Origin of the sequence: Wolbachia endosymbiont (group A) of Acrocera orbiculus (assembly GCF_947250015.1) — a bacterium.
In the GTDB taxonomy this organism is placed as follows: domain Bacteria; phylum Pseudomonadota; class Alphaproteobacteria; order Rickettsiales; family Anaplasmataceae; genus Wolbachia; species Wolbachia pipientis.
Genome location: NZ_OX366272.1, coordinates 1026133 through 1052318, shown reverse-complemented (window position 1 = coordinate 1052318; position 26186 = coordinate 1026133). Strand labels below are relative to the sequence as shown.

The window sequence follows — 26186 nt, the reverse complement described above, 5'->3', positions numbered from 1 at the left end:
ATACGCAAACATCAAGGTCACCGGTGTAGAGATCAATCCTAACCCGTTGTTGTTTAATAGGTGGAACACGGAAACCCCATATATCTCTGGGTACCAATATTGGATATTCAGTAAGGTCGATCGTGAGAAAGGCTTATGGGTATGTGGGATTGGGAGTGTGGAAAAAGTGAACGCTCATCTGTAATGGATGTGATACAGGTTTAACGTTACCTGGCTCGAAAGAGAACTGACGTCCACAATGGTCATCTTGGACAAGATTGTTTGTAAAACTTTTAAAGAGAGGAAAGCAGATGGTTACAGGTAAAATTGTAAGTGCACCTTTCGGTACTGCCGAGCACTGGAACCAAATTAATTGGTCTCAATGTAAGAAAAAAACCAGGAAGCTACAAGCTCGTATTGTTCAGGCAACAAAAGATGGGAGATGGAATAAAGTGAAAACTTTACAACATCTTCTCACACGTAGTTTTAGTGCTAAAGCATTAGCAGTGAAACGCGTAACTTCGAACAAAGGAAAATACACGGCTGGTGTTGATAATCAGTTGTGGCAAAGTCCTTCAGCTAAATCTCAAGGAATTGCTAGCCTAAAGCGACGTGGATATCGCTCTCAACCTATGAGACGCATTTATCTAATCAAGCCTGAGGGCGGCAAGCGGCCGATTAGTATTCCAACTATAAAAGATCGTGCGATACAAGCCTTATACCTTATGGGCTTGGACCCTGTTGCAGAAACAATAGGAGACACTCACTCATATGGATTCAGGGTGCATCGTTCAGCAGCAGATGCAGTAAGTCAAATTTTCATAACATTGGCAAGACGTGATGCTCCGCAATGGATTTTAGAGGGGGATATTAAGAAGTGTTTCGATGAAATAGACCACCACTGGTTGAAAAACTCAATTCCAATGGAAAAGAGTATCCTAAATAAATGGTTAAGGTCTGGATTCGTAGAAAGACGAATGCTACATCCCACAATAGCAGGAACTCCACAAGGTGGAATTATATCTCCTGTACTTGCTAATTTAACTCTCGACGGTCTTGATGATGTTTTCAATAAACATTTCGGAAAAAAGGGAACCAAAAAACGCAAGAAATATGGTGTACACATGATCCGCTATGCGGATGATTTTATAGTAACTGGAAAATCGAAAGAAATTCTAGAGACTAAAGTCAAACGGCTTGTAGAGGATTTCCTGAGCCAAAGAGGGCTATCTTTATCGGCAGGAAAGACAAAGATCACACACATAGAACAGGGATTCGATTTTCTCGGTCAGACAGTACGCAAGTACAAAACAAAACTAATCATCAAACCTTCAGAAAAAAGTGTAAACAGACTTCTGAAGCGCATCCGGTACCTAATTCGCAAGAAGAACGCAGAAACCCAAGAAAAAGTAATTGATATGCTTACACCTCAAATTCGAGGATGGGCCAACTACCATCGAGGAATATGTGCGAGAAAAGCTTACGAAAAAGTGGACCATGAGATCTTCAAAGCCTTATGGCACTGGTCAAAACGCAGACATCCTAATAAAGGATTACGTTGGATTAAAGGTAAATACTTTAAAGTCAAGGAGTCTCGAAAATGGTGTTTTGCAGTACTGGCTAAGAATAAAAACATAATTGAATGGAAAGAACTCTTCCAAGCGACAAGTGTACCAATTCGCCGCCATAAGAAAATTAGAGCAGTAGCTAACCCCTATGATAAAGAGTGGTATGCTTACTTTAAAGAACGTCAATCAAAAAAACTCTTCTCTTTGCAAAAATGGTAAGGTATGATTAATGTTAGTTCTAAGAAGGAATTTGATATGTCCAAATATTCGATAAAAACTGTTGCCGGTTCTAAAGAAAAGGACTTAAGGTGGCTCGAGCCGTATGAAGGGAAACTTTCACGTACGGTTCCTAGAGGAGGGTTCGATGGGTAAATATCTTAGTCCATTGAACTCTTACTCTTTCAAAAGAATATTTGGTACTGAAAAAAATAAAGACATCCTCATTCACTTTCTCAATGATATTTTGGGGTTCACTGGCAAAGATGAAATAAAAGAAATAGAATTCCTCAGCACTATTCAAGATGCTGAAATTGCCTCTAAAAAACAAAGTATCGTTGATGTTCTTTGCAGGGATGAAAATGGGGTGCAAGTAATAGTCGAAATGGTGCGACCTGAAAGTCTTCGGTCATATTGTTTAAAAGGAGAGGAATTCCTTCAGAAAGAAACTGAAAGAATCCTAAAACTTATTAAACCAGATGTTTTGCCATCTGAGTCTACGCATCAGTGCGAATCGGGTAACCGGTTGGTGCCGAGCGATGCGGACAATGAACCTCCTCTTGATAAAGAAGATGCTCAATCGTGAGAGAAAGCATAAACTACAAGCATCATGTGGTTGGAGCGCTAGGCTTAGTGGTATGGTGAACGTAAGTGAAGCTTCATAAGTATCGTAACGATTAAAGAGCTAAAGATGCTGATAAGCTCCGACCAAAAGGTAATGTGGATGAGTTACATTTTTCATTTCTGGATGTACGCAAATAATAATTCCACCGGTATAGAGAAGCCACCTAACCCACTGTTGTATGATAGAAGGAACAGGGTAAGCCTGTATTTTCGCCTATATGGCAGGCAACCCGCAAGGAATGCTGATGGATGTGCAGGTAAAGGATAATGGAGAAAGCGAATGCCATTTTGTAACGAAATGGATAGAATTTGTAACATTAATTCGCGTGAAAACGAGCAGACTTCCATTTGGTCCCTCATGACAAGAAACTTTGTTAACCACTTAAGGTAGGAAAGCAGATGATTACAAGTACAACTGTAAGTGCACCTACCAACAACTCCGAAGCATGGAACCAGTTACTCCGGAAGAGAAATGCCAAAAAGTTGTTATGAGGCTACAAAGACGTATTGTTAAGGCTGTCCAACAAGGAAGATGGGGTAAGGTGAAAGCTTTACAACATCTTCTCACACGCTCCTTTAGTAGCAAAGCTTTAGCTGTTAAAAGAGTAACTGAAAACCACGGAAAAACACGGCAGGTGTAGATCGTCAACTGTGGTTAACTTGCAATGCTAAAATTCAAGGAATAAAGCAGTTAAAGCAAAGAGGATATAAACCTTCCCCGCTAAAACGAATTTATATCAATAAATCTAATGGCAAAAGAAGACCTCTTGGAATACCCACGATAAAAGATAGAGCTATGCAAGCATTGTATTTGTTTGCTCTGGAACCGATATCTGAAACAATCAGTGATCGTCACTCCTACGGCTTTAGGCCCAAAAGATCCTGCGCAGATGCTATTAAGGCTTGTCACTTATTATTGGCAAGGCGCAATCGACCACAATGGATATTAGAAGGCGATATCAAAGGGTGCTTTGACAACATTAACCATGAATGGCTTATGAAGCATATTCCTATGGAGAAAAAAATTCTCCACAGTTGGTTAAAGGCTGGTTTCCTAGAGTCAAAAACCTTGTATCCCACAACTGCTGGCACTCCGCAAGGAGGTATAATTTCTCCAATACTAGCTAATTTTACCTTAGATGGTCTTGAACGGTTATTAGAAAGTCGCTTTGGTAAATTAGGTAGCAAAAGAAGAGACAAAATCAGAAGTGGAGTAAATTTAATCAGGTACGCAGACGACTTTATTATTTCAGGTTTCACACATGAGTTACTGGAAGATGAAGTCAAGCCTATGGTATCATCCTTTCTTCGTGAAAGAGGTCTAGCTCTGTCAGAAGAAAAGACAAAGATTACATTTATTACAAAAGGGTTCGACTTTCTTGGCTGTAATGTGCGTAGATATAGTAAGAAATTATTTATTACGCCTTCGAAGGAAAGTATTAAGAGATTTCTTAAAAAAGTGCGTGCATTAATAAAAGCAAATATAGGCAGTTCACAAGCTGTAGTAATTAAATCACTCAACCCTTTATTAAGAGGATGGGGAAACTACTACCGTCATGTGTGTGCTAAAAAAGCGTTCAGCAAGATAGACAATGAAATTTGGCATAGTTTATGGAAATGGGCAAAGACAAGACATCCCCGTAAAGGATTACGTTGGATAAAAAATCGTTACTTTAAAGTAATGAATCATCGTCAATGGGTCTTTGCTACTTCTGTATGCAAGAACAAACCAAAGGAAATAAGGTTTATGAGCTTACTCAAACTAAGCGACATTCCTATTAGACGTCATGTTAAAATCAGGGCGGATGCAAATCCACTTGACTTAAAATGGAAAAAGTATTTTGATGAGAGAGTGAAACGAACAAGAATGTTAGCAAGCTCCTTTTCAAGAGAAGGTTCTCTACTGTTAGTGTCACCACTAAAGTTGATGTATTCTGAGGATTTATGAAAGACAAGCCGGTTCGAGAAAAGAAGAACTTAGATAAGGGGCTCAAGCGTAGTGTGGGGAAACCTGCATGCTGCGTTTCTAAGGGAGGGAGTAGTAGTAATACTGCTTCCTTACCTGACCAAGTTGCCAAAACTAAAGGCTTTGAAAAACGTGCTCAATATTACGCTGCTAAAGCTTATTCAAGGCAAGCTGATAAAGGTGATCAATATCAGGATCTTAAAGAAATCATTTTTATAGCTATTGCTGATTGTATTCTCTTTCCTAATAAATCTGAGTATAAGTCAGATCATGTAATGTTAGACAAAGATAGCTATGAACATGATTTAAAAGATTTTTATTTTACATTTATTGAGTTACCAAAATTTCCTAAAACTAAAGAAGACCAATTGGAGAGTATAGTTGAAAAATGGATCTATTATTTTAAATATGCAGATGAAACTAGCGAAGAAGAATTGGAAAAGATAATAGGTAGTGATGTAATAATTAAAAAGGCATATGAAGAACTAAATAGATTCAACTGGTCAGAAAAAGAATTTATTGCCTACGAACAGGAAATAAAACGTATTCGTGATGAACGGGCTGTTCTTGAACAAAAACTTGATGATGCTAAAAAGGAAGGAAAAATTGAAGTTGCAAAAACAATGCTGGCTAATAATGTTGATGTCACCACTATTGTTAAGTTTACTGGCCTCTCCATGAGTGAGATCAAAGAATTGCAGAATTAAGTGGACCCGCAAACGGTTACACGAAATAATGCTGCAGCCTGACCAGGTGATAAGTACATTTAGCCTATTTATCTTTATACTTTCATGTCAATTTTATAAATCAAATTTATTTCTGTGAGTAGCTACAATTTAAAGACCTTGCTTCATCAATGTAATGGAACAAAACCTTTTTAGTAAGTTCAAAACCCTCTAAAGTCTCTCCTTCGCATCTTGCTGTAATGCAGTTTTGCGTATTTGATACCCTAAGAAGCCACCAACCTTTATTATCGGTTACCTTAACACCATCAAGATCTGAAAATACAATATTTTGCTGCTCCAGTGTTTTCTTTATTGACTCAATTATTTGAAACTTTTTCTCATCTTTCACTACAATCTTCACTTCATGAGTGATATATAACTTCGGTAAATCCTCAATCACCTGAGATAGGCTTTGGTTTTTCTTAAGCAAAATGTCAACTGCTTTAACAGCAGAATATATCCCATCATCAAAACTTAGCTCAGAAAAGAAGAAGTGCCCGCTTAATTCACCAGCAAACTTTGCCTCTTCCTCTACCATCTTCTTCTTAACTAGTGAATGTCCAGTAGCACAGGTGATAACTTGCCCTCCTAACTTGCTAACAAAATCATGCACTTTCATACTCATTTTTACGTTAGCAATAACTTTGCTTTCTGGATATTCCTCCAACACTTCACGTGCAAAAATTATAAATAAATGGTCATTGGAAACAATACTGCCTTTATTATCAATTAAGCGCACCCTATCGCTATCGCCATCTAGCGCAATGCCAAGATCACATTCATATTCCTTCACAATGTCAATTAATTGAGCGAGGTTCTTTTCCTCTATGGGGTCTGGATCATGCAGTGGAAATGCCCCATCTATAGAGTTATTGGTTACGATGTGCGTATGACCGGGCAAGATCTTTTCAATATACCTTATGATTCCACTTGCTGGACTATTTCCACAATCCCAGGCTATTTTTAACTTTTGTGTATTATTGTTCTTTACCGCACTTTTCAATATGCTAATGTACTCACTATATATATTTATGTTAATTAAGCTTCCAATTCTTGTGCTGTTTTTAATTGGACTGCTTATAATTTCCTTTATCTCTTGATCTGAGAAGACTTTTTTATTACTAAAAAATTTAAAGCCATTATATTCGCTGGGGTTATGAGAGGCAGTTATTATGATACCAAGATCCGCCTGTGTGATTTGTGTTGCAGCGTAAAGCATAGGTGAAGAGCATAGTCCAACGCGTATAACATTTGCACCGGATAAAGTTAAGCCCCTAATTAATTCTCTTTCTATACCTGGTGAATCTATTCTACTATCGTAGCCGACACAAACATTAGCTACGGTTTGGCCAAACTTTCTGCCTATTTCGTACCCATCATTAATCTGCAAATCTTTGCCTATTATACCTCTAATATCGTATTTTCTTATAATGGTATTGTCCATACTGTACTTCTTGAAGTGACTACTATATAACATTTTAGCCAAATGCTCAAGTTTATTTATCCAACAATTAGTTGACTTTTTAAAGAAATCTGTTAATATTATAGTATATTTTTTAAAATGTAAAATTATGCCACAGGAAAACGAAAATGTATTTATAGCTGAAAGTCAAAGTTTAGATGTAGATGAACAGAAGAAAAATGATATTTTAAGTGTCATTGAATCTTGCAACGATCTTCAGGATTTTATAAAAAAACTAAAGGAAGAAAATCTCATCTGGTACTTTATTGGTCCTTTACGCAAAGATGAGAACATTACAGGACAGATAAATTTAAAGTGGGAAAAGGAGTTCCAAAAATTTGAGCAATCAATAGACGCAACGCATAAAGAACTTAAGTCGTCTCTGCCTGGTCAAAATTTCTTAGCGTATTCAACAAAAGATAATGACTTCAAAATTAGATTTGAAAATGAAGAAAAACCAATAGAAATTAGCAATATTTTAAGGGCCAGCAGTGAAGGTAAGGTTTATAACATATCTTTAGGGAAAGATAGTCAAATAACTGCAACCAAAAAAGGCAGCGAAAGGCACTATGATTTTACTGGTTCAAGCTCATGTGAAATGACCATTAATTGGCAGGCTAAGGATTCTGAAGGTAACAGCATAGACTGTAGCATGACCGTAAAATTGGATTCTGGTGGTATACAGAGTGTTATTGGTGAGCCAAAATTTGGAGGAATAACGAGTTCAGAAGAAGTATTAAAGTTAGTCGGACAAAATAAAGAAGTTTTTATCAACGGAAAAACTCTGTATCAAGCTTTTACTGGCATGTCCAGGAGTGTAGATGATCAGCAAGTACCAGCAGAGGAAATATTTACAAAAGATCCACATATATCACCACAGTCACCTACACCGAGCAGCAGTGGGTATTTCTCTCCTAGCACACCTTCTTCTCGTAGAAGTTCTTTTTCTGTTGAAAGCAAGATTGATGATGAAGAGTCCGAAATCACTGATGAATACATTGACGATGACTACGATGAACAAGAAATACACAAAGATTATGAGAAAAAGTATGAACAAGAAAGATTAAAAGGTGTAGATGAGGCTATAAATGAAATTAACAAACTTGCAGAGCAGCGTGACAATCTAAGCTTAGAACGTGACTCCTTAAAATCCACACTTGCGGAACTCGAAGAGAGTTATAAAGAAAAGGAAGACATGTTACAAGAAGAGTTGAAGTCTGTCAAAGAAAGTCTAGAGCAACTGCAGAACATATTACAGCAGGAAAAAGGTCAGGCAACTCAAACTGAAGTTGAATATGAAAGTAGAGGAACAAGCATGCAGCAGCAAGACCAAGGTATACAAGCTGTAAACAACAACTCAAGCAGAATAGCTAGTGGGTTAAGACAAGAAAACAAAAAATTGACTAGAGACAAACTAACTATATCTGAACAATTAAAACAAAAAATAAGAGAGATTGACGAGTTAAAGAAAAATTTAAAGCAATTACAAGAAGAAAATAAACAACTCAAACAAGAAGTTACTAAAAATGCAGGAATTGATGCATCATCTTCAACAGGTCAAAAAGAAGCTAAAGAAACAGAAGTTATACCGCAAAACATTATGGATTGGCCTGTTCCAATTCCAGATGATAAACCGGAAGAGCAGAAAACTCCATTAGAGCCAATCAAGGTAAATACAGAATTATCAGATCCAAAATCAATCTCCGCTGAGGGTCCGGAAAAATCTCCTCCTCTTTCAAAATGATGAGTTTTGCTTCTATAGCTGACCCAAGCAACACGTCATCCCGCGATTTATTCGCGTTATCTCAGCCGCTAACACGTAGCGGGATACTTAACCGTCATACCGTGATTTATTCACAGTATCTCTTAGCCACTAACAAGCAGCGGGATGACAGCAATCCTACGTCATGCCGCCGCGGTATCTCTAGATCCCGCTAACTAGTAGCGGAATGACGAATTTTTGTTTTTCAAATTATAGCTAAACATACTGTAATTGCTATTGAATGATGGAGAGACATACTCCATTATTTTAGCACGAAGTAACAAATTCAATGAATTGGTTCTTCAAAAATAATTTAAACTTTTACAGTAGGTCATGAAATATTATAGCGATCTCATTAAAAGAAACTTTTATAAGTATCGTTGATGAGAAAGGAAAAGTTGTTAAGGAAGAAGTTGTTGCAAGCGAAAGTAAGGCAATAGCAGATTAGCCAAGGCAAAAAATACGAACCCATAGGAATAGAAAGTGGATAGTTGTCAATATCAATGTGCAAAGAGTTAAGGAGTTTTGGATTACCAGTAATTTGTGTAGATGCAAGGCATATGGCAGCAGCGTTGTCTGCAAGAATCAATAAGAATGATAAAAACGATGCGAGGGGTATAGCGCAGATGATGAGAAGTGTTAGTAAAATCAGTTGTCAAATTAAAATAGCGCTTGGAAGCAGAAGACAGCTAATGTGTAGCAAACAGCAGGTTATTGGAACAATAAGAGGGTTGTTGAAGATACATGGTCGATAAAGGATCAAAATTTGAAACTTTCGCTTTAAGAATACAAGAGGCAATAAATAATTTGGATGAAATCAGTAGGAGTTCAATTGAAGCGTTAGTTTGTAGTTTGGAAGCAATAGAAAAGTCATTAAGAAAGCTTGACAAAATGCTTTCAGAACAAGGTGAAAAAGACGATGATTGTAAATTGTTAACTACTGTTCCAGGAGTGGGGATTATAGTAGCAATGACGTATAAAGCTGCAATTGATAACCCACATAGGTTTGAGAAATCTGATACAGTTGGAGCATATATAGGGTTGACACCAAGGCAATATTCTTCTGGAGAAGTTGATCGGCATGGCAGCATATCAAAGATGGGACCAGCGGAATGTAGAAGTATGTTATATGAAGCTGCACAAACAATGCTTACAGTTACCAAGAGGACATTTAAATTAAAAAACTGGGATTGCGAAGAAAAAAGGAATGAAAAAAGCAATTGTAGCAGTAGCAAGAAAATTAGCTGTAATTATGTATAGGATGTTGGTTGATAAAACAGAATTTTATTATCAATAAACATCAAAAGAGCATAGGACAATAATTTTATTGAAAATAAAGATAGCAATGCCGATGGAAGGGACAAGCAAGAACTTAGTTAGACTTCGTGGTAAATATGTTGCCGTCCACTTCCGCCTAACAAGTATAATGCGGCTTGACAAATTTATTGTCATCTCAGACCGCGGAGAGAACCATATGCTACTTTTAACTTATGTAAAATTACCAAGGATTATGGAGAAGATATGCTGTTTTGATTTGTGTGAAAATTATTGTTGACTTATGTGCAATTAGAGAACCTAAGTCACTTTAGCTATAATTCAGAATTGAGAGCTTTTAATAACTCTCTAACTCCCACTTAGGTCTTGGTGCAAAATTGAGAGAATCTATATAGCTTTTCTGTAACATTTCAATTCCTGCCCATCCAACCATTATTGCATTATCTGTACATAGGTTGTTGGGAGGAAAAAATATGTTTAAGTTTATGTGTTGTTTTAATTTTTCTCTCAAGAAATTATTTGCTGCAACTCCGCCGGTAATCACAAAGTCATTGATTTTGATATTTAAAGATTCGGCCATAATAATCGCATTACTAACCCTGTCCAGCAGTATGTCATTAATACACTCTTGAAACGAAGCACATACATCACACACATCTTGCTCGCTCATTTTAAGTTCTTGCACTAAGTTTTTTACTGCTGTTTTAATTCCAGAAAACGAAAAGTTACATCCAGAACGTTTTATCATTGCCCTTGGCAATTTAAATCTTGCACCATTGCCTTTTTTAGCTAACTTTTCAATTAATGGCCCTCCGGGATAGCTTAAACCCAGCATCTTAGCAACTTTATCAAATGCTTCTCCTAGTGAATCATCGAGCGTTTCTCCAAGTTTAATGTATTTACCTACATCCTGTGCAATTAAAAATTGACAGTGACCACCTGATATTAGTAGGACTAAAAATGGAAATTTTACCTCATGCAGTAACCTAATAACCAATGCATGCGCTTCTAAGTGATTCACTGCAATGAACGGTTTTTGTGCTACATGCGCAATTGCTTTAGCCATCATTGTACCAACTATTAATCCACCTATGAGTCCTGGTCCTGATGTTGCTGCAATTGCATTGAGGTCACAAAAGTTAAGGTTAGATTTTTCCACGGCGCTTTTTATTAGACCACTTAAATGCTTCATATGAGCACGTGAAGCTATTTCAGGGATCACCCCACCACGTTTTTTGTGTTCTGCTTGGGAGAGAATTTCGTGAGCAATGACTTGCTTGTCACTATTTACAATCGCTACTGCAGTTTCGTCGCAGCTTGTTTCAACAGCTAAAATGGTTTTCATGTATATTTAGTTACTGTATTACCAAAACTATACTTTGAAACGCTGTAGAAGTTAACTGCAAAGTTAACTTCTATAGCTAAAAGATTTACCGACAACCGTCATTCCGCTACGTGTTAGCTGATGAGATACCGCGCACAACTGTACGAACATTCATTCTTAAAGGTAAACTGCACAGCAAATGGTGTCATTCCAGTGCTTGACACTGGAATCCAGCCTTGCCGTAATCTCATCAAGAACGTTGTGTTTTAACATAAGATCAGCCACTTTTATGCTCACCAACTTAGTGCCCAATCCAAATTCCTGGATTCCAGTGTCAAGCACTGGAATGACACCATCTACTACTCAAATTATAGCATTTCTCATAATAGTCCAAACAGGTCATAGGAAGGCAGAATCAACAGCACGAAGAAAGGATTCGAATAGAGGAATGTTTTTCCTGGCTCTGTTTTTTATAGCAAACCAATGATGCTCAATTTTGTTGAAATCTGGAGAATAAGGCGGCAGATACAAAATTTCTGCACCAACCCCTTTAGCAAGCTCGATAATCTTATCAGACTTATGAAAAGTAGCATTGTCAAGAATGACAGTCTGTCCAGGTTCCAAGATCGGTGTCAAAAATTGCTCAAACCATCCATTAAAAACATCCATATTACAGTGGCCTTCAAAGGTTAACGGAACAACTATCTTTCTTCCACTTAAGGCTGCAACCATACTGATTCGTTGAGTTTTCTTTCCAGATTTTAAGGCATAAAACCGCCGTCCTTTCTGGCAATATCCGTAGGGGTAGTCTTCGGTGTTATCAATGCCAGACTCATCTATATACACTAAGTTTTTAGGTTCTTTTGTCGCTATAATTTTCAAAAATTCAGCACGTTTTTCTTCGTTTCTTTCCTTGTATCCATATGTCTTTTTTTGCGCGTAAATCCAATTTTTTTAAGGGCTCGATAGATCGTTTGGATACTAACGTTGTTCCAAAGTTTAGCCATTTCCGATAGAGTCTTTCCTCCGTGTTCTCTGGCAAATTTGGCAAAGGTATCCCAGTCGGTAATTTTGTGATTGTAACCCCCATTTCCAAGTTTTTTTGATTGAAAGTCTCCTGTTTCTTTTCTTCTTTGCTGCCACTCCCATAAAGTAGTTCGTCCAATCTTAAATCTTGCTGCCACTGTTTCTCTGCTTTCTCCTTCGTCTAGCGCTTCCATTGCTTTTTTTCTTAAATCATAACTATATGCTGCTGGCATTCAACCTCCTTATCATCATCTATCCTTATCCTATCACATCCGGACTTTTATCGAAAGAGCTATATATTTTGGATAGTTTCACTTTCTTTGAGCTTTGAATCGCTGTTTTCACTTTCTTTAACTCGAATAACTACTACTGTTGCACCAATCTGGGAAAATATTCCGTTTATTGCAGAAGGTAAACTGCCACTCTTTCCAAGTCTTGCTGCTTCTTTTAAGCTTCCTGCAATTAACACTGGTTTATTTAGCGGAAACTTTTGCTCATCAGCTTCAGGTGCAGTACCAATTACACCTATCACTGATGATTTAGCTGTACGTACTGTCTTTGCTCCTGAGGTTACCTCAATAACATTTACTCCGTGTAAAAATTCTTCAGCCATTTCTTTGTATCTTTTGTTTAAAATCGTTTAGTAAGTTCTCTAGCTCATTTTTACTTTTGGCTTCTGCAATTTTCTTCTTGGTAATGTCTTCCAACTCTTCACATTTAATTATTTCTTTTACTGCTTTTTTTGCTTTTTCTTCAATTATTCTTGCCATTTCAATAACTGTAATACCACGGACTTTTGCTAATGGTTCTATAATTTCTGTATCCTTTTTACTTATAGACTCTGGTGCTGCTAGAATGCTTTTTGCGGCTTTTTCTTGTATTTGATACGATTTAGCTTTTTGGTGAGAATTTCCAGCGTATTCGTTAGTATAGTTATTAAAATAAAAACGCACACTATCAAGTGCAGAAAGTTTCGCATTTTCCAATAATTCCAGCTCAATATCTTCCTTATTCCTTTCAACAATTTTCTCTCCTTCTGTTAAACAATAACTTTTTTGCCAGTCAAAATTCTTTGGTGCTTCATACCAATCATTTCCAGTTGGCTTGTTTTCAAGTGTTGTTGTTTCAATCTGCTTGTGGTTTTCAAAACGTATATAAATAGTCACAAATTCCTCCTCATTGCCATATTTGATCAGTTCGTTCTAACCCTGGACATTGCCAAGCCCTGAGCGTCCTTTCCACATCTACCTCAAGCCCTGTGGTGAGAAAATTGCTACGTATGTTATAAATCCCCCACTGAATAAATTGACCATAGTTGTGTACATAATTTGATGCAAGCATACCTTGACTAACTTGTGTTCTGGAATACAGATAAGATGATGTGTAAAGTAATATTGCAACTGTTTTTCCTGCTGGAATCTCCACATTACCAGATCCGGCTAACTTGCTATCAGAACTCGTGTATTGGTAAACATTTTTCCATACTATTTTTGAAATACTTGATTTATTAGAATTAGTGTTATCAGGAGTTCCCACAAATAATCCTGCTCCCCCATACTCCGTACTCGAATACGATGATCCAACAAATTCCATTGTCTTATTTATGTTCACATTGGTTGTATTTTTTACAAATACTACTCCAAGTGCAGCATACGGGTAATAGTATATCTCATCATAACTACCCGAAAAACTTTTTGTGCATAACTCTCCGTAAATAAATGTTCCTTTACTTCCCTCTATAAAACTGAGTTGTCTTGGCTGATAAAAACTAACGTAATCTGTATTGTACGTATGGCTACCTGCTAGTAGTTGTAACATATAGTCAGTTTTTGTTATATCACTACTCCACTTTCCAAGCTCTGTCGTAAAAGTTCCGTGGCCAAAATAATTATTTTTTCTGCCAAGTACACTAAATAAGAAAGGTAATGACCCTGGTTCAACCATGTTGCGCTTCCTTATTTCATTTATAAGAGACGCTTTTAACTGTTCATCCCGAGTTTTTACCTCATTTATCAGGGATGTTTTTAATTGGTTATCACGAGTTTCTATTTCCCTAATAATTGATGAGCCAGTGGTAACAGCACGAAAATCTTCTACTAAACCTTTAAGACCATCTTTATGACTATTACTAATGCTATTTATTGCTGCAATATTGGCATTCTTTCTCGTATCAAGTAGCGATAAATTTGTTGTTCCTTTTTCATCAATTCTCTTTAATAACTGCTTCTCTGATTCAGAGATCACTGCTAAAGAACTAGCTTTTTTATTATCCAGATCAGTTAAGTGTTTTTTTGCACTATCAAGAAGTTCTTTTAGCTTACCATCAGTCATCTGTACAATTTCAGAAACTGCACTTTTGTCGACTATTGATTCCAATGCTTTAGCAAGATATGCTAATTGATCTGGTGTACTGTTTTCTGCTAAATCCTTAAGCCTCTTTTGTAGTGCATCAACTATCCTTTTTACCTCAGTCATCTGCACAATGTTGGAAATAGCTTTTTTATCTGCTATCAACTCCAGCGATTTTGCAAGATATGCCAGTTGATCAGGTGTGCTGTTTGCTGCTAAATCCTTTATCCTTTGGTGTAACGCTTCTATTGCTTCTTTCATTCCCAAAAATTCAAAAAAGTTTCAAATCTAAATCGTTTAAAATTATTTTTTAGTTGATTATGCTCATCTTCTCTTTCGGTAATATCTTCATCTATTTTTTCTATAGCTCTGCGAATACGTACTACATCTTCCACTGCAATGTTTTCTGGATGAGGTAGTGAATATCCTCTGCTTGTTTTATCATCTGACATTCTGCTAAGTGATAATGATTCGTAGATTTTTGACTTTAGGACGATAGACAACCGTTCCACTTAAAACCAATTTTATTCTTGTCTCATTGCCATTAAAGTTTGTCAGTACGTGAGTTCTCTCCACCCAATTTTCCCCTATTGGTTTTCCTGATGTTAAATTCACTAACTGCCAATCCACGTTTTTTTGCACATACGCTTTAACATCTGCAGTGCCAGGTATCAGTCTCTACTTGCTCAACAACTAATGACAGCAGCGAGCACAGGTAAATCTTGGTTGGGAATGGAAATTGAGCAGATGAAGACATATGGTGTATTTTGTGAAGATGATACAGAAGAGCTGTGGCGAAGACAGTGTGCTATAAATAGATTATATCAGTTAGATATGGAATCCTGTGACTTTCATGATAATATTGGCTTTTTATCGAGAGTGTGGAAAGATAATCTACTCATGGTATTTGATAACAAAGATATAGGTAAATTAACTCATTGCTTTGAAGAATTACTTGAAGATATTAAATTGTTTCAACCAAAGCTAGTAGTTTTAGATACAGCAGCAGACTTATTTGGTGGCAATGAAAACAATCGCTCTCATGTGAGACAATTTATTCAAAGTTGTTGTGGAAAAATAGTAAAAGTAATAAAAGGAGCTGTATTATTATGTGCTCATCCTTCTGATTCAGGAATAATACGTAAAACAGGTACAGGTGGTTCAACTGCGTGGAATAATACAGTAAGATCTCGTTGGTACTTGTCAAAGCCAGATAAAGCTGATGCTTCTGGTAATGAACGAGTACTTTGCCGTAAGAAGTCAAATTATTCTGCATCTAACGAAGAAAAGATTTCATTTTATTGGCATAACGGTGCGTTTATACAATCTGATGATACATTAAATTCAGAAAGAATAGTAAGGTCTAGCTATAATACTAAATTGGATTTAGAACGTCTAAGAAGATGTGATATAATTTTAGAGTTAATCTCTAATGAAGCGTATAGAGGAGAAGTATATACTGCAGCTAGCTTTGCAAAGTGTTTTGAAGGAAAGTTCGGACTTGGTAGTGATCGTAGCATTCGTGAAAGAATTAGTAATCTTGCAATGATAGGTCATATAAAATTTTTCAAGAAGTGTGATGAATATGGATTATCAAACACAAGATCGAAGCATGGTTACCTATGTGTAAAAGACATGGAGCTAAAAATTGCTGAAAATCAGTATGTATTGGTAAAACCAGATTACTATCTTGTACCAAACAATGGAGCGACTCTACCTGTGGAAAATAGGGATGTATGGGTCTTACATAACTCTGAGAAATAATATGGGAAAGATAATATACAATGTTAGTTATTATTAGTATAATGAAAATATAATGTTACTCAATCTTCATTATAGATAACATCTATAGGAAAGCTAAAGAAGCAAATAGCCTCTTTATAGATAGCAAACGAATTAGGGGTCTGAAACAAAAATTTTTTGGAAGTAAATACCCATTCAACAAAATAGCAAAGTAAATACAAATGCTAAAAAGATAATTATAGAACAGATATAAACATGTCTGGCAAGCCTTTTAAAAATATCTGAAAATTTGAATATAGTAGGACTAAGGAATTAAAGAGAGGAGAGAAAATACTATTTCAATGAGCTGCTTGAGAAAAATCAGGACCTAGGAGCACAGATTATACCAAAAATTTCCAAATTATTATCTTTTACCAGATGCAGTTAACAGCTAAAAACCAAGAAATGTATAACATTGCAAAAGGAGATAGTAGAATTATATATTAAGTTGGCAAGATGGCAAGTTGGCAAACTGAAGAATCTGCCATTCTACCAACTTAAAATTGATAAAAATATAAGAAAATCAGTAGCTTAGAAAAAGTAATAAGTTGGTAGAATGGCAGAAAGTTGCCAACTTGAAATATGTTCCAAAGTTCCCTTCTATGGCTGATTTGAGCAAGTTGGCAGAATGGCAGATTCCTTTATATATATAATATATTACATATTAGTAGTATGTAATATATCTATTGTGATTAGATGTCACTTAGCACAGAAGCAGTTGAAGAAAAATTCATCTTGATAACAGTCTATTTTTTTAATTCCTATTTTTAATGCTTTTTAGAGTAATTATACCACTTGGTGGAAAATTTATAGGTTTAACCCAAAGAACTCTTGTAAACTACATTAAAAACCCAATGAGGGGCATGTGTAGCTTAACTCAATAGAAAACCTTGTGCAGCTATATCACGTTTTATTTTAGCTGTAAAGACTTAAGAAAAAACAAAAGCCTGAAAGAGACAAAAAACATACCTTATCTACAATAGGTGAATACTGTTTTTAGCAGGCTTGCATGGTGCCATTTTGGAAATCTCAACAAGTGAATCTTCTTTGAAGGAAAAAATTTGTCAATGCAAGGCAATATGAAGAGCAGTTAAAGCACCTATGCTGCAGGTGATATAAAACCAAAAGCTACTAGCCCTGCTCCAACTGTAAAATGGGAACTGGGAAACTATTTATAGGTGATTTGAACCGGAGAGACTTTAATCTACTAAAAACTTAACGAACTACTTTTATCAGCACAGTGAAAGGGTTAATACGGTAGCCATAATCTTTACGCGATGATCCAGGCCAACCAACTGTTTGAATCACATCATTACGTTCGATGTTTAATCCTAACTTTTTAGCTAAGGTGGTTTTTATTGTTCTTTGGATTGTGTTTAGTGGTTTTCTGATGTGATGTTCTGGGTCTGCTTCTGGATCAAGATTTAGGCGTTTTTCTATTTCAGTTATGCTAAGCAACATGTGTTTTTCAGGAGGCAATTCTTTTTTACAATCATTCAAAAATTGTTCAAATAATACGCGCAAAACTTTCATACATGCTACAGCTTTCTTATTTAGAATCTCTATATTATTTACATAAAGTGAGCCCTCTATCAATTGCAACTTTAGCAATTCCTTCTCTTTAGGAGGTTCAATTAGATTAAGTGCAGTATGTAAGATTTGCATTGAAGTATTTGGTATAAACTCTAGTACTCCTCTTTGTGCTGCTTCTTGGAATACTTCAATTAAAGTCTTATGCTGAAAGAAAAGGTCAACCATTTTTACTGTGGGCAAATCAAGAGGTATGTTTGATGGATTTTTTCTTAGTATTATTAATACAGTTGGATTAGCTTTAAGCTTATCTATCGTTAAGAATATTGGATTGGTGCAAAAATCAAGTATGATTAAACTTACAATCTTACCTTGTCCACCAACATGATAAACTCCACTTTCCACTTTTTGCCACATAAAATTTGTATCACTTAGCTGACCTTCAAACCAATTCATAAATTTCTCTGGGTTTAAATATGCAGATAAGCGGTTAAATCTTTGCTTCTTGTAGGTATTAGGTAAAATATCATGGTTGCAGTTTTCACAAATTATAGCTCTTTCGATAAAAGTCCGGATGTGATAGGATAAGGATAGATGATGATAAGGAGGTTGAATGCCAGCAGCATATAGTTATGATTTAAGAAAAAAAGCAATGGAAGCGCTAGACGAAGGAGAAAGCAGAGAAACAGTGGCAGCAAGATTTAAGATTGGACGAACTACTTTATGGGAGTGGCAGCAAAGAAGAAAAGAAACAGGAGACTTTCAATCAAAAAAACTTGGAAATGGGGGTTACAATCACAAAATTACCGACTGGGATACCTTTGCCAAATTTGCCAGAGAACACGGAGGAAAGACTCTATCGGAAATGGCTAAACTTTGGAACAACGTTAGTATCCAAACGATCTATCGAGCCCTTAAAAAAATTGGATTTACGCGCAAAAAAAGACATATGGATACAAGGAAAGAAACGAAGAAAAACGTGCTGAATTTTTGAAAATTATAGCGACAAAAGAACCTAAAAACTTAGTGTATATAGATGAGTCTGGCATTGATAACACCGAAGACTACCCCTACGGATATTGCCAGAAAGGACGGCGGTTTTATGCCTTAAAATCTGGAAAGAAAACTCAACGAATCAGTATGGTTGCAGCCTTAAGTGGAAGAAAGATAGTTGTTCCGTTAACCTTTGAAGGCCACTGTAATATGGATGTTTTTAATGGATGGTTTGAGCAATTTTTGACACCGATCTTGGAACCTGGACAGACTGTCATTCTTGACAATGCTACTTTTCATAAGTCTGATAAGATTATCGAGCTTGCTAAAGGGGTTGGTGCAGAAATTTTGTATCTGCCGCCTTATTCTCCAGATTTCAACAAAATTGAGCATCATTGGTTTGCTATAAAAAACAGAGCCAGGAAAAACATTCCTCTATTCGAATCCTTTCTTCGTGCTGTTGATTCTGCCTTCCTATGACCTGTTTGGACTATTATGAGAAATGCTATATATAGAAGAAGCGCTTGAAAAGAAAATGTTTATTGAACTCGAAAGTGAGAAAACAAGTAGTCCTAATTTAAGTGATGTGGAAATATCATCTAGTGATGGTGAAGAGCTAGAGGTATGATATACGCAACATCTTTTTCTGAAGGTTTAAGACCAGATCCGCAGCTTAAAGTATCAGAGTGGGCGAATGAGTATCGAGTTTTAGCGCCAACTGCAGCATCAGAACCAGGAAAATGGAGAACGGAAAGAACTCCTTATTTAAAAGAAATCATGGATTCACTTTCTCCGTCCTCACCAGCAGAAAAAGTAGTATTCATGAAAGGAGCGCAGATTGGGGGAACAGAAGCTGGTAACAATTGGATTGGTTACATCATAGATCAGACTCCTGGTCCAATGCTGGTAGTACAGCCAACAGTTGAAATGGGAAAACGTTGGTCAAAGGGAAGATTTGCGCCGTTAATAGAGAGTACGCCATGTTTAAAGAGTAAAGTAAAAGACCCAAGGTCAAGAGACTCAGGCAATACTGTACAAAGTAAGGAATTTCCAGGTGGAATAGTAGTAATAACCGGAGCAAATAGCAGTGTAGCACTGAGATCTATGCCAGTAAAATATCTCTTTCTTGATGAAATAGATGCCTACCCAGGAGATTCAGGAGGTGAAGGAGATCCAGTTTTACTCAGCATAGCCCGTACTAATACATTTGCACGGCGAAAGATTTTTTTAGTATCAACACCAACGATTCATGGAATAAGCAGAATTGAGAAGGAATTTGAAGCAACAGATAAGAGATACTTTTTTGTACCATGTCCGTATTGTAATTACTATCAAGTTCTAAAATGGTCACAAATAAAATGGGAAGATAAAAATCCAAATACAGCACACTATGTATGTATAGAATGTGGTAAAAAGATAGAAAATCATCAAAAGACAGAGATGCTTGAACGTGGAGAATGGAGGCCTACTAATAGAGTAAAAGGTGAGAAAAAAGGATTTCATCTTTCAAGTCTTTATAGCCCAGTTGGTTGGTATAGTTGGCAACAAGCAGTAGAAGATTTTCTTCATGCAAAAGAAAGTGAACAATTACTGAAAGTTTGGATAAATACTACGCTTGGAGAAACCTGGGTAGATAAAGGAGAAGTACCAGACTGGAAACAATTATTTAACAGGAGAGAATTTTTTCCCGTAGGCACAGTACCTAGGAGAGAAGTGGTACTTACTGCAGGAGTAGATGTCCAAAAAGATCGTCTAGAGGTAGAAGTTGTAGCATGGGGAAAAAGTCGTGAAAGTTGGTCAATAGACTATCGAGTATTTGAAGGAGATACAGGAAGTGGAGAAGTATGGGGAAAACTCTCTGAGCTCTTAAATCATCATTTTATCGGTGAAAATGGGCTTGAATACATGATAAGCATGATGGCAGTTGATGCCGGGTATGCAACGCAGGAAGTGTATAATTGGGTAAGAGGTCATCAAGGCTCTGGAAGAGTAATGGCAGTAAAAGGTGTAAATAAAGCACTAGTACCACTTAGCAGCCCAAGTAGAGTTGATATAACAGTTGGTGGTCAAAAGCTAAAAAGAGGAATAAAGCTTTGGCCAGTGGGAGTATCGATATTAAAGTCAGAGCTTTTTCAATTACTTAATGTTTTAAAAGAAGAAGAGGGAAAAGCTCTACCTGGATACTGTCATTTTCCGGAGTATGCACCTGAATATTTTAAGCAGCTAACGGCAGAGCAATTAGTCAGCAAGGTAGTAAAAGGATACACCAAACAAGAATGGCAAAAGGTAAGAGAAAGAAATGAAGTACTGGATTGCCGAATTTATGCGAGAGCAGCATCTATTGCGCTTGGAATTGATCGTTGGCCAGAGAGTAAATGGAATAGTTTAAGTGAAAAACCAGAAAGTAAAAAATCAAAGAAAATAGTGAAAAGTAAATGGATCAGCAAGTAGTAAATGTATAACGAAGATTATTTAATTCAAGTCGAAGAAGCGATAAAGAAACTACAAAATGGAGAGAGAGTAGTATCAATTGCTTATGGTGACCATGTTGTCCGTTATGCAGAAGTAGATATAAATGATTTACTAAGCTTAAGACAACGTATTAAGGCTGAATTGAAAATTGCAGGTATGAAGCCAAAGAGGAAAATTGTTTTTTCAACGAGTAAGGGGATCATATAATGATAAAAATCGTTGAAAGGAACCATATGACAAAAATTATAGCAAAAGAATATACAGAATTTTTAGAGCAGTTGAAAGAACAGATTGCTACTAGTCGTTATAAAGCAGCATTAGCAGTAAATAGCAAACTCATTGTGCTTTATCACTATATTGGTACAGAGATCTTAAGGCGCCAAAAAGAACATGGTTGGGGTGCTAAAATCATAGATCAGCTAAGTAAAGATTTAAGAAGCGCATTTCCAGAAATGAAGGGATTTAGCGCTAGGAATCTTACTTATATGCGCCAATTTGCTGCAGAATATCAAGATACTGAATTTACGCAGCAGGTTGCTGCACAATTGCCTTGGTTTCATATTGTAGTTATTTTAGATAAAGTAAAAGATCCAAAAGAAAGACTATTTTATTTTCAAAAAGCTATAGAGCACGGTTGGTCACGTAGTATAATGGTGATGCAAATCGAACGTGAATTGCATAAACGTCAAGGAAAAGCTGTTACTAACTTCAAAGATAAGTTACCTTCTCCGCAGTCAGATTTAGCACATTATACATTAAAAGATCCTTATATTTTTGATTTTTTGAGTATAGGAGATGATGCTTATGAAAGAGAAGTAGAAAAAGGTCTTGTAGGCCATGTGGAAAAATTTCTGCTAGAGCTAGGGGAAGGATTTGCATTTGTAGGTAGGCAATTTCACTTAGATGTTGGAAATAAAGACTTCTATATTGATTTATTGTTTTACCATTTAAAGTTACGTTGCTTTGTAGTAATTGAGCTAAAAGACAAAGATTTCAAGCCAGAATATGCAGGTAAAATGAATTTTTATCTTTCAGCCGTTGATGATTTACTAAAGCATGAGACAGATCAACCATCTATAGGATTAATTTTATGCAAGTCAAAGGATAACGTACTAGCTAAGTATACACTGAAAGACATAAATAAACCGATAGGGTTGGCAGAATATAAAATTACTGAAAATCTACCAAAGAATATAAAGGCAGCTTTACCAACAGTAGAAGAGCTAGAGGCTGAGTTATCCAAAGTTTCAGATCAGGAAAAGTAATGCTATTAAAATCGTTCAAGCAATTATTTAGCAAACCAAAGATAAAAAGTTCAGCATGGGATGCAGCAGGCTCAGGAAGAAGGGTAATGTATTGGCAAGGAGAAGCGGGAAGCATAAATAATTTGCTTTCTCAAAGCCTTGAGCACTTGCGTAGCCGCTCTCGTGATATGGTAAGAAAAAATCCATATGCAGCAAATATTATTGATACAATAGTAAGTAACTCTATTGGAACAGGAATAAAACCGCAATCAAAAGCAAGGGATGGAGAATTTCGAAAGAAGGTGCAAGAATTATGGCTAAGATGAACAGATGAAGCAGATAGTAACGGAGTAAGTGATTTTTATGGATTACAAGCTCTAGTATGCAGAAGTATGATAGAGGGAGGAGAATGTTTTGTACGCCTCCGAAATCGTAAACTCGAAGATGGATTTTCTGTACCATTACAACTGCAAGTACTTGAGTCTGAACATTTAGATAATAAAACAAATCAAACTTTAGGAAATGGTAATGTAATAAGAAACGGGATTGAGTTCAATAGACTTGGGCAAAGAGAAGCATACTACCTATTTAAAGAACACCCTGGTGAAGGCTCGTTTGGTGAATCAGTGAGAGTGCCAGCAAATGATGTTTTACATATTTATAGACCATTAAGACCTGGGCAAATCAGAGGGGAGCCTTGGCTTTCTAATATACTGCTGAAGCTTTATGAGCTTGATCAATATGATGATGCAGAGCTGGTGAGAAAGAAAACTGCAGCAATGTTTGCTGGATTTATTACGAGACTCGATCCAGAAGCAAATATCATGGGAGAAGGTGAAGCAAGTGAGCAAGGAGTAGCACTATCTGGCCTGGAACCTGGAACAATGCAGCTTTTAGACCCAGGAGAGGACATAAAATTTTCAGAGCCATCAGATGTTGGAGGAAGTTATGAAGCATTCATGAGACAGCAACTGAGGGCAATAGCAATAGGTACAGGAATAACATATGAGCAACTAACAGGAGATTTAACCGGTGTTAATTATTCATCAATCAGAGCAGGATTAATAGAGTTTCGTCGTCGATGTGCTATGCTGCAACACAACATTATGGTATTTCAATTTTGCAGACCAATATGGAATAGATGGCTAGAGTTAGCAGTACTTTCTGGAGAATTGAGTATAGATGAAAAAGTAGTAAAAGCAGCGAAAGAAGAAGTAAAATGGATACCACAGGGATTTGATTGGGTAGATCCACTGAAAGACCAGCAAGCACAGCAAATGGCAGTAAGAAATGGATTTAAGAGTCGATCGGAAGTAGTATCAGAAATGGGTTACGATGTAGAAGAAATTGACCAAGAAATAGCAGAAGATCAAAAGCGTGCTAATTCTTTTGGACTTTGTTTCGATTCTGATGTTAATCATAAAAGGGGAGGAAGTGGTGTGGATAAATAAACCAGTAATGGTAGAGAGAAGAAGCTTTGAACTATTATCATTATATAACAGCAAACAACCTATCTTTAAGAACATAAAGCATTTTCATATAAACCCAAAAGGAATAGCAATAATACGTATTTATGGAGTTTTGACTAAAAAAACAGAAGCTTTTGATCATATTTTGGACATGACTTCGTATGAAAATATTCATGAAGAGATAGAGAGTGCTTTAGAAGATAAAAGCATAGAGACGATTCTATTTGACATAGACAGTCCAGGAGGGGAAGTAAACGGTGTCTTTGACCTAGCTGATTTTATTTATGAATCAAGAGCAAAAAAGAGAATTATTGCAATAGCAAATGATGATGCATATTCTGCTGCGTACGCTATAGCCTCTAGCGCTGAAAAGGTATTTGTGAGTAGAACTTCAGGAGTAGGAAGTATTGGAGTAATAGCAAGTCACATAGATCAAAGTAGGTTTGATGAAAGGCAAGGTATTAAGTACACCACAATCTTTGCTGGTAGTCGAAAGAATGATTTAAACCCGCATGAGCCAATGACGTCTGAAAGTCTGGGAATTACAAAAAGAAGTAGACCGACTATATGAAATGTTTGTGCAGCTGATAGCAAGGAACAGAGGTCTTTCAATTGAAAAGATTCGATCAACAGAGGCAGGGCTATATTTTGGTGAGAAAGCAATAGAAATAGGTCTTGCAGATGGAGTTACAACATTTTTTGAATTTATCAATAATCATAAAAGTAGGAGTGTTAGTATGACAACTAATGAGTTAACTGAGGAAGGCTACGAGAACTGTCGTAGAGAAATTTTAGAGATAATAAGATTATGTAATATATCAAAGATGCCGGAAAAGATAGGAGAATTTATTGAGCAAAGCGTAAGTGTTGAGCAAGCAAGGGAAGTTTTAATGGAACTGCTAGCAGAGCGAACGAAGAAGACAGAAATACTGAGTGCAATACCACAGAATTCAGGAGAAGATTTAATGATACAGGTAGCAAGCAGTCGTAGGAGTTAAAGTATTTTTATAACCGCCGTATATAGCATTGATAAAAGCGGCGGTAAGCAGTTAAGGAGAGAAATTTATGAGTTGTATAATCGAACAAAATAATCTAGGCGACTTATTAAAGTATGAGGCATCAAGTCTATATTCAAGAGACCAAATAACTGTAGCGAAAGGTCAAAATATTAAACTTGGTACAGTAGTTGCCAAGAAGACAGATGATGGTTTTATTAGAGTGCTGAACCCCACTGGAACAGACGGCACACAAACAGCAGTAGGAGTAATTACAACCGATATACATAGCAAAGATTCTGATATTAAAGGAGTAATTATTACTCGCAGTGCAATGCTAGCAGATCATGCAGTTGTATGGCCAACAAATATTACTGAAGAGCAGAAAGCTGCAGCAATAAAGCAACTTGAAGCACGAGGGATCATCATTCGCAAGGGAGTTTAACTAAAATTATAGCTCTTTCGATAAAAGTCCGGATGTGATAGGATAAGGATAGATGATGATAAGGAGGTTGAATGCCAGCAGCATATAGTTATGATTTAAGAAAAAAAGCAATGGAAGCGCTAGACGAAGGAGAAAGCAGAGAAACAGTGGCAGCAAGATTTAAGATTGGACGAACTACTTTATGGGAGTGGCAGCAAAGAAGAAAAGAAACAGGAGACTTTCAATCAAAAAAACTTGGAAATGGGGGTTACAATCACAAAATTACCGACTGGGATACCTTTGCCAAATTTGCCAGAGAACACGGAGGAAAGACTCTATCGGAAATGGCTAAACTTTGGAACAACGTTAGTATCCAAACGATCTATCGAGCCCTTAAAAAAATTGGATTTACGCGCAAAAAAAGACATATGGATACAAGGAAAGAAACGAAGAAAAACGTGCTGAATTTTTGAAAATTATAGCGACAAAAGAACCTAAAAACTTAGTGTATATAGATGAGTCTGGCATTGATAACACCGAAGACTACCCCTACGGATATTGCCAGAAAGGACGGCGGTTTTATGCCTTAAAATCTGGAAAGAAAACTCAACGAATCAGTATGGTTGCAGCCTTAAGTGGAAGAAAGATAGTTGTTCCGTTAACCTTTGAAGGCCACTGTAATATGGATGTTTTTAATGGATGGTTTGAGCAATTTTTGACACCGATCTTGGAACCTGGACAGACTGTCATTCTTGACAATGCTACTTTTCATAAGTCTGATAAGATTATCGAGCTTGCTAAAGGGGTTGGTGCAGAAATTTTGTATCTGCCGCCTTATTCTCCAGATTTCAACAAAATTGAGCATCATTGGTTTGCTATAAAAAACAGAGCCAGGAAAAACATTCCTCTATTCGAATCCTTTCTTCGTGCTGTTGATTCTGCCTTCCTATGACCTGTTTGGACTATTATGAGAAATGCTATAATAGGAAAAAAGGGAGAGA

At 36.6% G+C, this 26186-nt stretch carries 23 protein-coding genes and 5 pseudogenes; 19 read left to right on the top strand and 9 right to left on the bottom strand.

What is annotated here, in order from left to right:
• Positions 1-290 precede the first annotated feature (290 nt).
• The 6 genes and pseudogenes from ltrA (OOL03_RS05200) (at position 291) to OOL03_RS05175 (ending at position 5060) form a co-directional block, all read left to right on the top strand.
• Complete coding sequence (ltrA, locus tag OOL03_RS05200) at positions 291-1766, top strand: group II intron reverse transcriptase/maturase (RefSeq protein WP_264707109.1); 1476 nt, start codon at positions 291-293, stop codon at positions 1764-1766.
• A gap of 145 nt (positions 1767-1911) precedes the next feature.
• Positions 1912-2151: pseudogene (locus OOL03_RS06855) on the top strand (PD-(D/E)XK nuclease family transposase); the annotation flags it as partial.
• A gap of 454 nt (positions 2152-2605) precedes the next feature.
• Complete coding sequence (locus OOL03_RS05190) at positions 2606-2749, top strand: hypothetical protein (RefSeq protein WP_173862902.1); 144 nt, start codon at positions 2606-2608, stop codon at positions 2747-2749.
• Positions 2750-2833: 84 nt separating this feature from the next.
• Positions 2834-3028, top strand: a complete 195-nt coding sequence (locus OOL03_RS05185; RefSeq protein WP_319803715.1) for a reverse transcriptase N-terminal domain-containing protein — start codon at positions 2834-2836, stop codon at positions 3026-3028.
• Between the two features lie 8 nt (positions 3029-3036).
• Positions 3037-4335 (top strand): group II intron reverse transcriptase/maturase, encoded by a 1299-nt coding sequence (gene ltrA / locus OOL03_RS05180; RefSeq protein ID WP_319803729.1) that lies wholly within the window; start codon positions 3037-3039, stop codon positions 4333-4335.
• Positions 4332-5060, top strand: a complete 729-nt coding sequence (locus OOL03_RS05175; protein ID WP_264707196.1) for an Rpn family recombination-promoting nuclease/putative transposase — start codon at positions 4332-4334, stop codon at positions 5058-5060. The genes ltrA (OOL03_RS05180) and OOL03_RS05175 overlap by 4 nt, the downstream gene beginning before the upstream one ends.
• 106 nt (positions 5061-5166) lie before the next feature.
• Here OOL03_RS05175 and OOL03_RS05170 read toward each other — a convergent pair whose 3' ends face one another.
• Entirely contained in the window at positions 5167-6555 is a 1389-nt protein-coding gene (locus tag OOL03_RS05170) for a phosphomannomutase/phosphoglucomutase (RefSeq protein WP_264707193.1), read from the bottom strand.
• Between the two features lie 94 nt (positions 6556-6649).
• Here OOL03_RS05170 and OOL03_RS05165 point away from each other — a divergent pair, with 94 nt between their 5' ends.
• From OOL03_RS05165 to OOL03_RS05155, 3 genes are all read left to right on the top strand, one after another.
• Entirely contained in the window at positions 6650-8284 is a 1635-nt protein-coding gene (locus OOL03_RS05165) for a hypothetical protein (RefSeq protein WP_264707191.1), read from the top strand.
• A gap of 509 nt (positions 8285-8793) precedes the next feature.
• Positions 8794-9057 carry a hypothetical protein gene (locus tag OOL03_RS05160; RefSeq protein ID WP_007552904.1) on the top strand — a complete coding sequence of 88 codons (264 nt, stop codon included), beginning with the start codon at positions 8794-8796 and terminating at the stop codon, positions 9055-9057.
• A complete protein-coding gene (locus tag OOL03_RS05155) occupies positions 9047-9562 on the top strand; it encodes a transposase (RefSeq protein ID WP_264707190.1) in 516 nt (171 codons plus the stop codon). Before OOL03_RS05160 ends, OOL03_RS05155 begins: the two co-directional genes overlap by 11 nt.
• 352 nt (positions 9563-9914) lie before the next feature.
• Here the strand turns inward: OOL03_RS05155 and tsaD are convergent, their stop codons facing one another.
• The 7 genes and pseudogenes from tsaD to OOL03_RS05120 form a co-directional block, all read right to left on the bottom strand.
• On the bottom strand, positions 9915-10922 hold the full coding sequence (gene tsaD / locus OOL03_RS05150) for a tRNA (adenosine(37)-N6)-threonylcarbamoyltransferase complex transferase subunit TsaD (RefSeq protein ID WP_264707189.1): 1008 nt from the start codon (positions 10920-10922) through the stop codon (positions 9915-9917).
• A gap of 378 nt (positions 10923-11300) precedes the next feature.
• Positions 11301-12160 (bottom strand): IS630 family transposase gene (locus OOL03_RS05145; protein ID WP_264707019.1). Its coding sequence is split into 2 segments (ribosomal slippage): positions 11301-11836 and positions 11836-12160, totalling 861 coding nucleotides; the frame shifts between segments, so codons are not numbered across the junction.
• 62 nt (positions 12161-12222) lie between these two features.
• Positions 12223-12540: pseudogene (locus OOL03_RS05140) on the bottom strand (phage tail protein); the annotation flags it as partial.
• A complete protein-coding gene (locus OOL03_RS05135) occupies positions 12533-13093 on the bottom strand; it encodes a hypothetical protein (protein WP_019236467.1) in 561 nt (186 codons plus the stop codon). The pseudogene OOL03_RS05140 and the gene OOL03_RS05135, both read right to left, overlap by 8 nt.
• 10 nt (positions 13094-13103) lie before the next feature.
• Entirely contained in the window at positions 13104-14537 is a 1434-nt protein-coding gene (locus OOL03_RS05130; protein WP_264707188.1) for a hypothetical protein, read from the bottom strand.
• Positions 14534-14728, bottom strand: a complete 195-nt coding sequence (locus OOL03_RS05125; RefSeq protein ID WP_264707186.1) for a hypothetical protein — start codon at positions 14726-14728, stop codon at positions 14534-14536. The genes OOL03_RS05130 and OOL03_RS05125 overlap by 4 nt, the downstream gene beginning before the upstream one ends.
• Positions 14729-14732: 4 nt before the next feature.
• Positions 14733-14951, bottom strand: a pseudogene (locus OOL03_RS05120) (hypothetical protein); the annotation flags it as partial.
• A gap of 21 nt (positions 14952-14972) precedes the next feature.
• Here OOL03_RS05120 and OOL03_RS05115 point away from each other — a divergent pair.
• Positions 14973-16040: an AAA family ATPase gene (locus tag OOL03_RS05115; RefSeq protein WP_264707185.1), complete on the top strand. Its 1068-nt coding sequence runs from the start codon at positions 14973-14975 to the stop codon at positions 16038-16040.
• Positions 16041-17273: 1233 nt separating this feature from the next.
• On the opposite strand, the gene OOL03_RS05110 is transcribed toward OOL03_RS05115, so the two are convergent.
• Positions 17274-18044, bottom strand: a complete 771-nt coding sequence (locus OOL03_RS05110) for a hypothetical protein (RefSeq protein ID WP_264707184.1) — start codon at positions 18042-18044, stop codon at positions 17274-17276.
• Between the two features lie 157 nt (positions 18045-18201).
• On the opposite strand from OOL03_RS05110, the gene OOL03_RS05105 reads away from it, so the two are divergent.
• The 9 genes and pseudogenes from OOL03_RS05105 (at position 18202) to OOL03_RS05065 (ending at position 26137) form a co-directional block, all read left to right on the top strand.
• Positions 18202-19061 (top strand): IS630 family transposase gene (locus OOL03_RS05105; protein ID WP_264707019.1). Its coding sequence is split into 2 segments (ribosomal slippage): positions 18202-18526 and positions 18526-19061, totalling 861 coding nucleotides; the frame shifts between segments, so codons are not numbered across the junction.
• Between the two features lie 22 nt (positions 19062-19083).
• Positions 19084-19209, top strand: coding sequence for a hypothetical protein (locus OOL03_RS05100; protein WP_264707183.1), 126 nt, complete (start codon positions 19084-19086; stop codon positions 19207-19209).
• Positions 19206-21032, top strand: a complete 1827-nt coding sequence (locus OOL03_RS05095) for a phage terminase large subunit family protein (protein WP_264707182.1) — start codon at positions 19206-19208, stop codon at positions 21030-21032. The genes OOL03_RS05100 and OOL03_RS05095 overlap by 4 nt, the downstream gene beginning before the upstream one ends.
• A 3-nt stretch (positions 21033-21035) precedes the next feature.
• Positions 21036-21260: a gpW family protein gene (locus tag OOL03_RS05090; protein ID WP_264707181.1), complete on the top strand. Its 225-nt coding sequence runs from the start codon at positions 21036-21038 to the stop codon at positions 21258-21260.
• A gap of 26 nt (positions 21261-21286) precedes the next feature.
• Positions 21287-22318 carry a PDDEXK nuclease domain-containing protein gene (locus tag OOL03_RS05085; protein ID WP_264707179.1) on the top strand — a complete coding sequence of 344 codons (1032 nt, stop codon included), beginning with the start codon at positions 21287-21289 and terminating at the stop codon, positions 22316-22318.
• Positions 22318-23748: pseudogene (locus tag OOL03_RS05080) on the top strand (phage portal protein). Before OOL03_RS05085 ends, OOL03_RS05080 begins: the two are co-directional and overlap by 1 nt.
• Positions 23708-24764 (top strand): annotated as a pseudogene (locus OOL03_RS05075) (S49 family peptidase). The pseudogenes OOL03_RS05080 and OOL03_RS05075 overlap by 41 nt, the downstream one beginning before the upstream one ends.
• A 67-nt stretch (positions 24765-24831) precedes the next feature.
• Complete coding sequence (locus tag OOL03_RS05070; protein ID WP_264707178.1) at positions 24832-25206, top strand: head decoration protein; 375 nt, start codon at positions 24832-24834, stop codon at positions 25204-25206.
• 71 nt (positions 25207-25277) lie between these two features.
• A protein-coding gene (locus OOL03_RS05065; RefSeq protein ID WP_264707019.1) for an IS630 family transposase occupies positions 25278-26137 on the top strand; the annotation gives its coding sequence in 2 pieces (ribosomal slippage) (positions 25278-25602 and positions 25602-26137; 861 coding nt in all).
• The last annotated feature ends 49 nt before the right edge of the window (positions 26138-26186 follow it).

Bases quoted from the DNA above. Each gene is read 5' to 3' on its own strand.
- OOL03_RS05115 (WP_264707185.1), top strand. From the start codon at position 14,973: ATGACAGCAGCGAGCACAGGTAAATCTTGGTTGGGAATGGAAATTGAG.
- OOL03_RS05070 (WP_264707178.1), top strand. From the start codon at position 24,832: ATGAGTTGTATAATCGAACAAAATAATCTAGGCGACTTATTAAAGTAT.
- tsaD (WP_264707189.1), bottom strand. From the start codon at position 10,922: ATGAAAACCATTTTAGCTGTTGAAACAAGCTGCGACGAAACTGCAGTA.
- OOL03_RS05085 (WP_264707179.1), top strand. From the start codon at position 21,287: ATGACAAAAATTATAGCAAAAGAATATACAGAATTTTTAGAGCAGTTG.
- OOL03_RS05110 (WP_264707184.1), bottom strand. From the start codon at position 18,044: ATGAATTGGTTTGAAGGTCAGCTAAGTGATACAAATTTTATGTGGCAA.
- OOL03_RS05165 (WP_264707191.1), top strand. From the start codon at position 6,650: ATGCCACAGGAAAACGAAAATGTATTTATAGCTGAAAGTCAAAGTTTA.
- ltrA (WP_264707109.1), top strand. From the start codon at position 291: ATGGTTACAGGTAAAATTGTAAGTGCACCTTTCGGTACTGCCGAGCAC.
- OOL03_RS05155 (WP_264707190.1), top strand. From the start codon at position 9,047: ATGGTCGATAAAGGATCAAAATTTGAAACTTTCGCTTTAAGAATACAA.
- OOL03_RS05175 (WP_264707196.1), top strand. From the start codon at position 4,332: ATGAAAGACAAGCCGGTTCGAGAAAAGAAGAACTTAGATAAGGGGCTC.
- OOL03_RS05090 (WP_264707181.1), top strand. From the start codon at position 21,036: ATGTATAACGAAGATTATTTAATTCAAGTCGAAGAAGCGATAAAGAAA.
- OOL03_RS05130 (WP_264707188.1), bottom strand. From the start codon at position 14,537: ATGAAAGAAGCAATAGAAGCGTTACACCAAAGGATAAAGGATTTAGCA.
- OOL03_RS05185 (WP_319803715.1), top strand. From the start codon at position 2,834: ATGGAACCAGTTACTCCGGAAGAGAAATGCCAAAAAGTTGTTATGAGG.
- OOL03_RS05170 (WP_264707193.1), bottom strand. From the start codon at position 6,555: ATGTTATATAGTAGTCACTTCAAGAAGTACAGTATGGACAATACCATT.
- OOL03_RS05190 (WP_173862902.1), top strand. From the start codon at position 2,606: ATGGCAGGCAACCCGCAAGGAATGCTGATGGATGTGCAGGTAAAGGAT.
- OOL03_RS05100 (WP_264707183.1), top strand. From the start codon at position 19,084: ATGCTATATATAGAAGAAGCGCTTGAAAAGAAAATGTTTATTGAACTC.
- OOL03_RS05095 (WP_264707182.1), top strand. From the start codon at position 19,206: ATGATATACGCAACATCTTTTTCTGAAGGTTTAAGACCAGATCCGCAG.
- OOL03_RS05125 (WP_264707186.1), bottom strand. From the start codon at position 14,728: ATGTCAGATGATAAAACAAGCAGAGGATATTCACTACCTCATCCAGAA.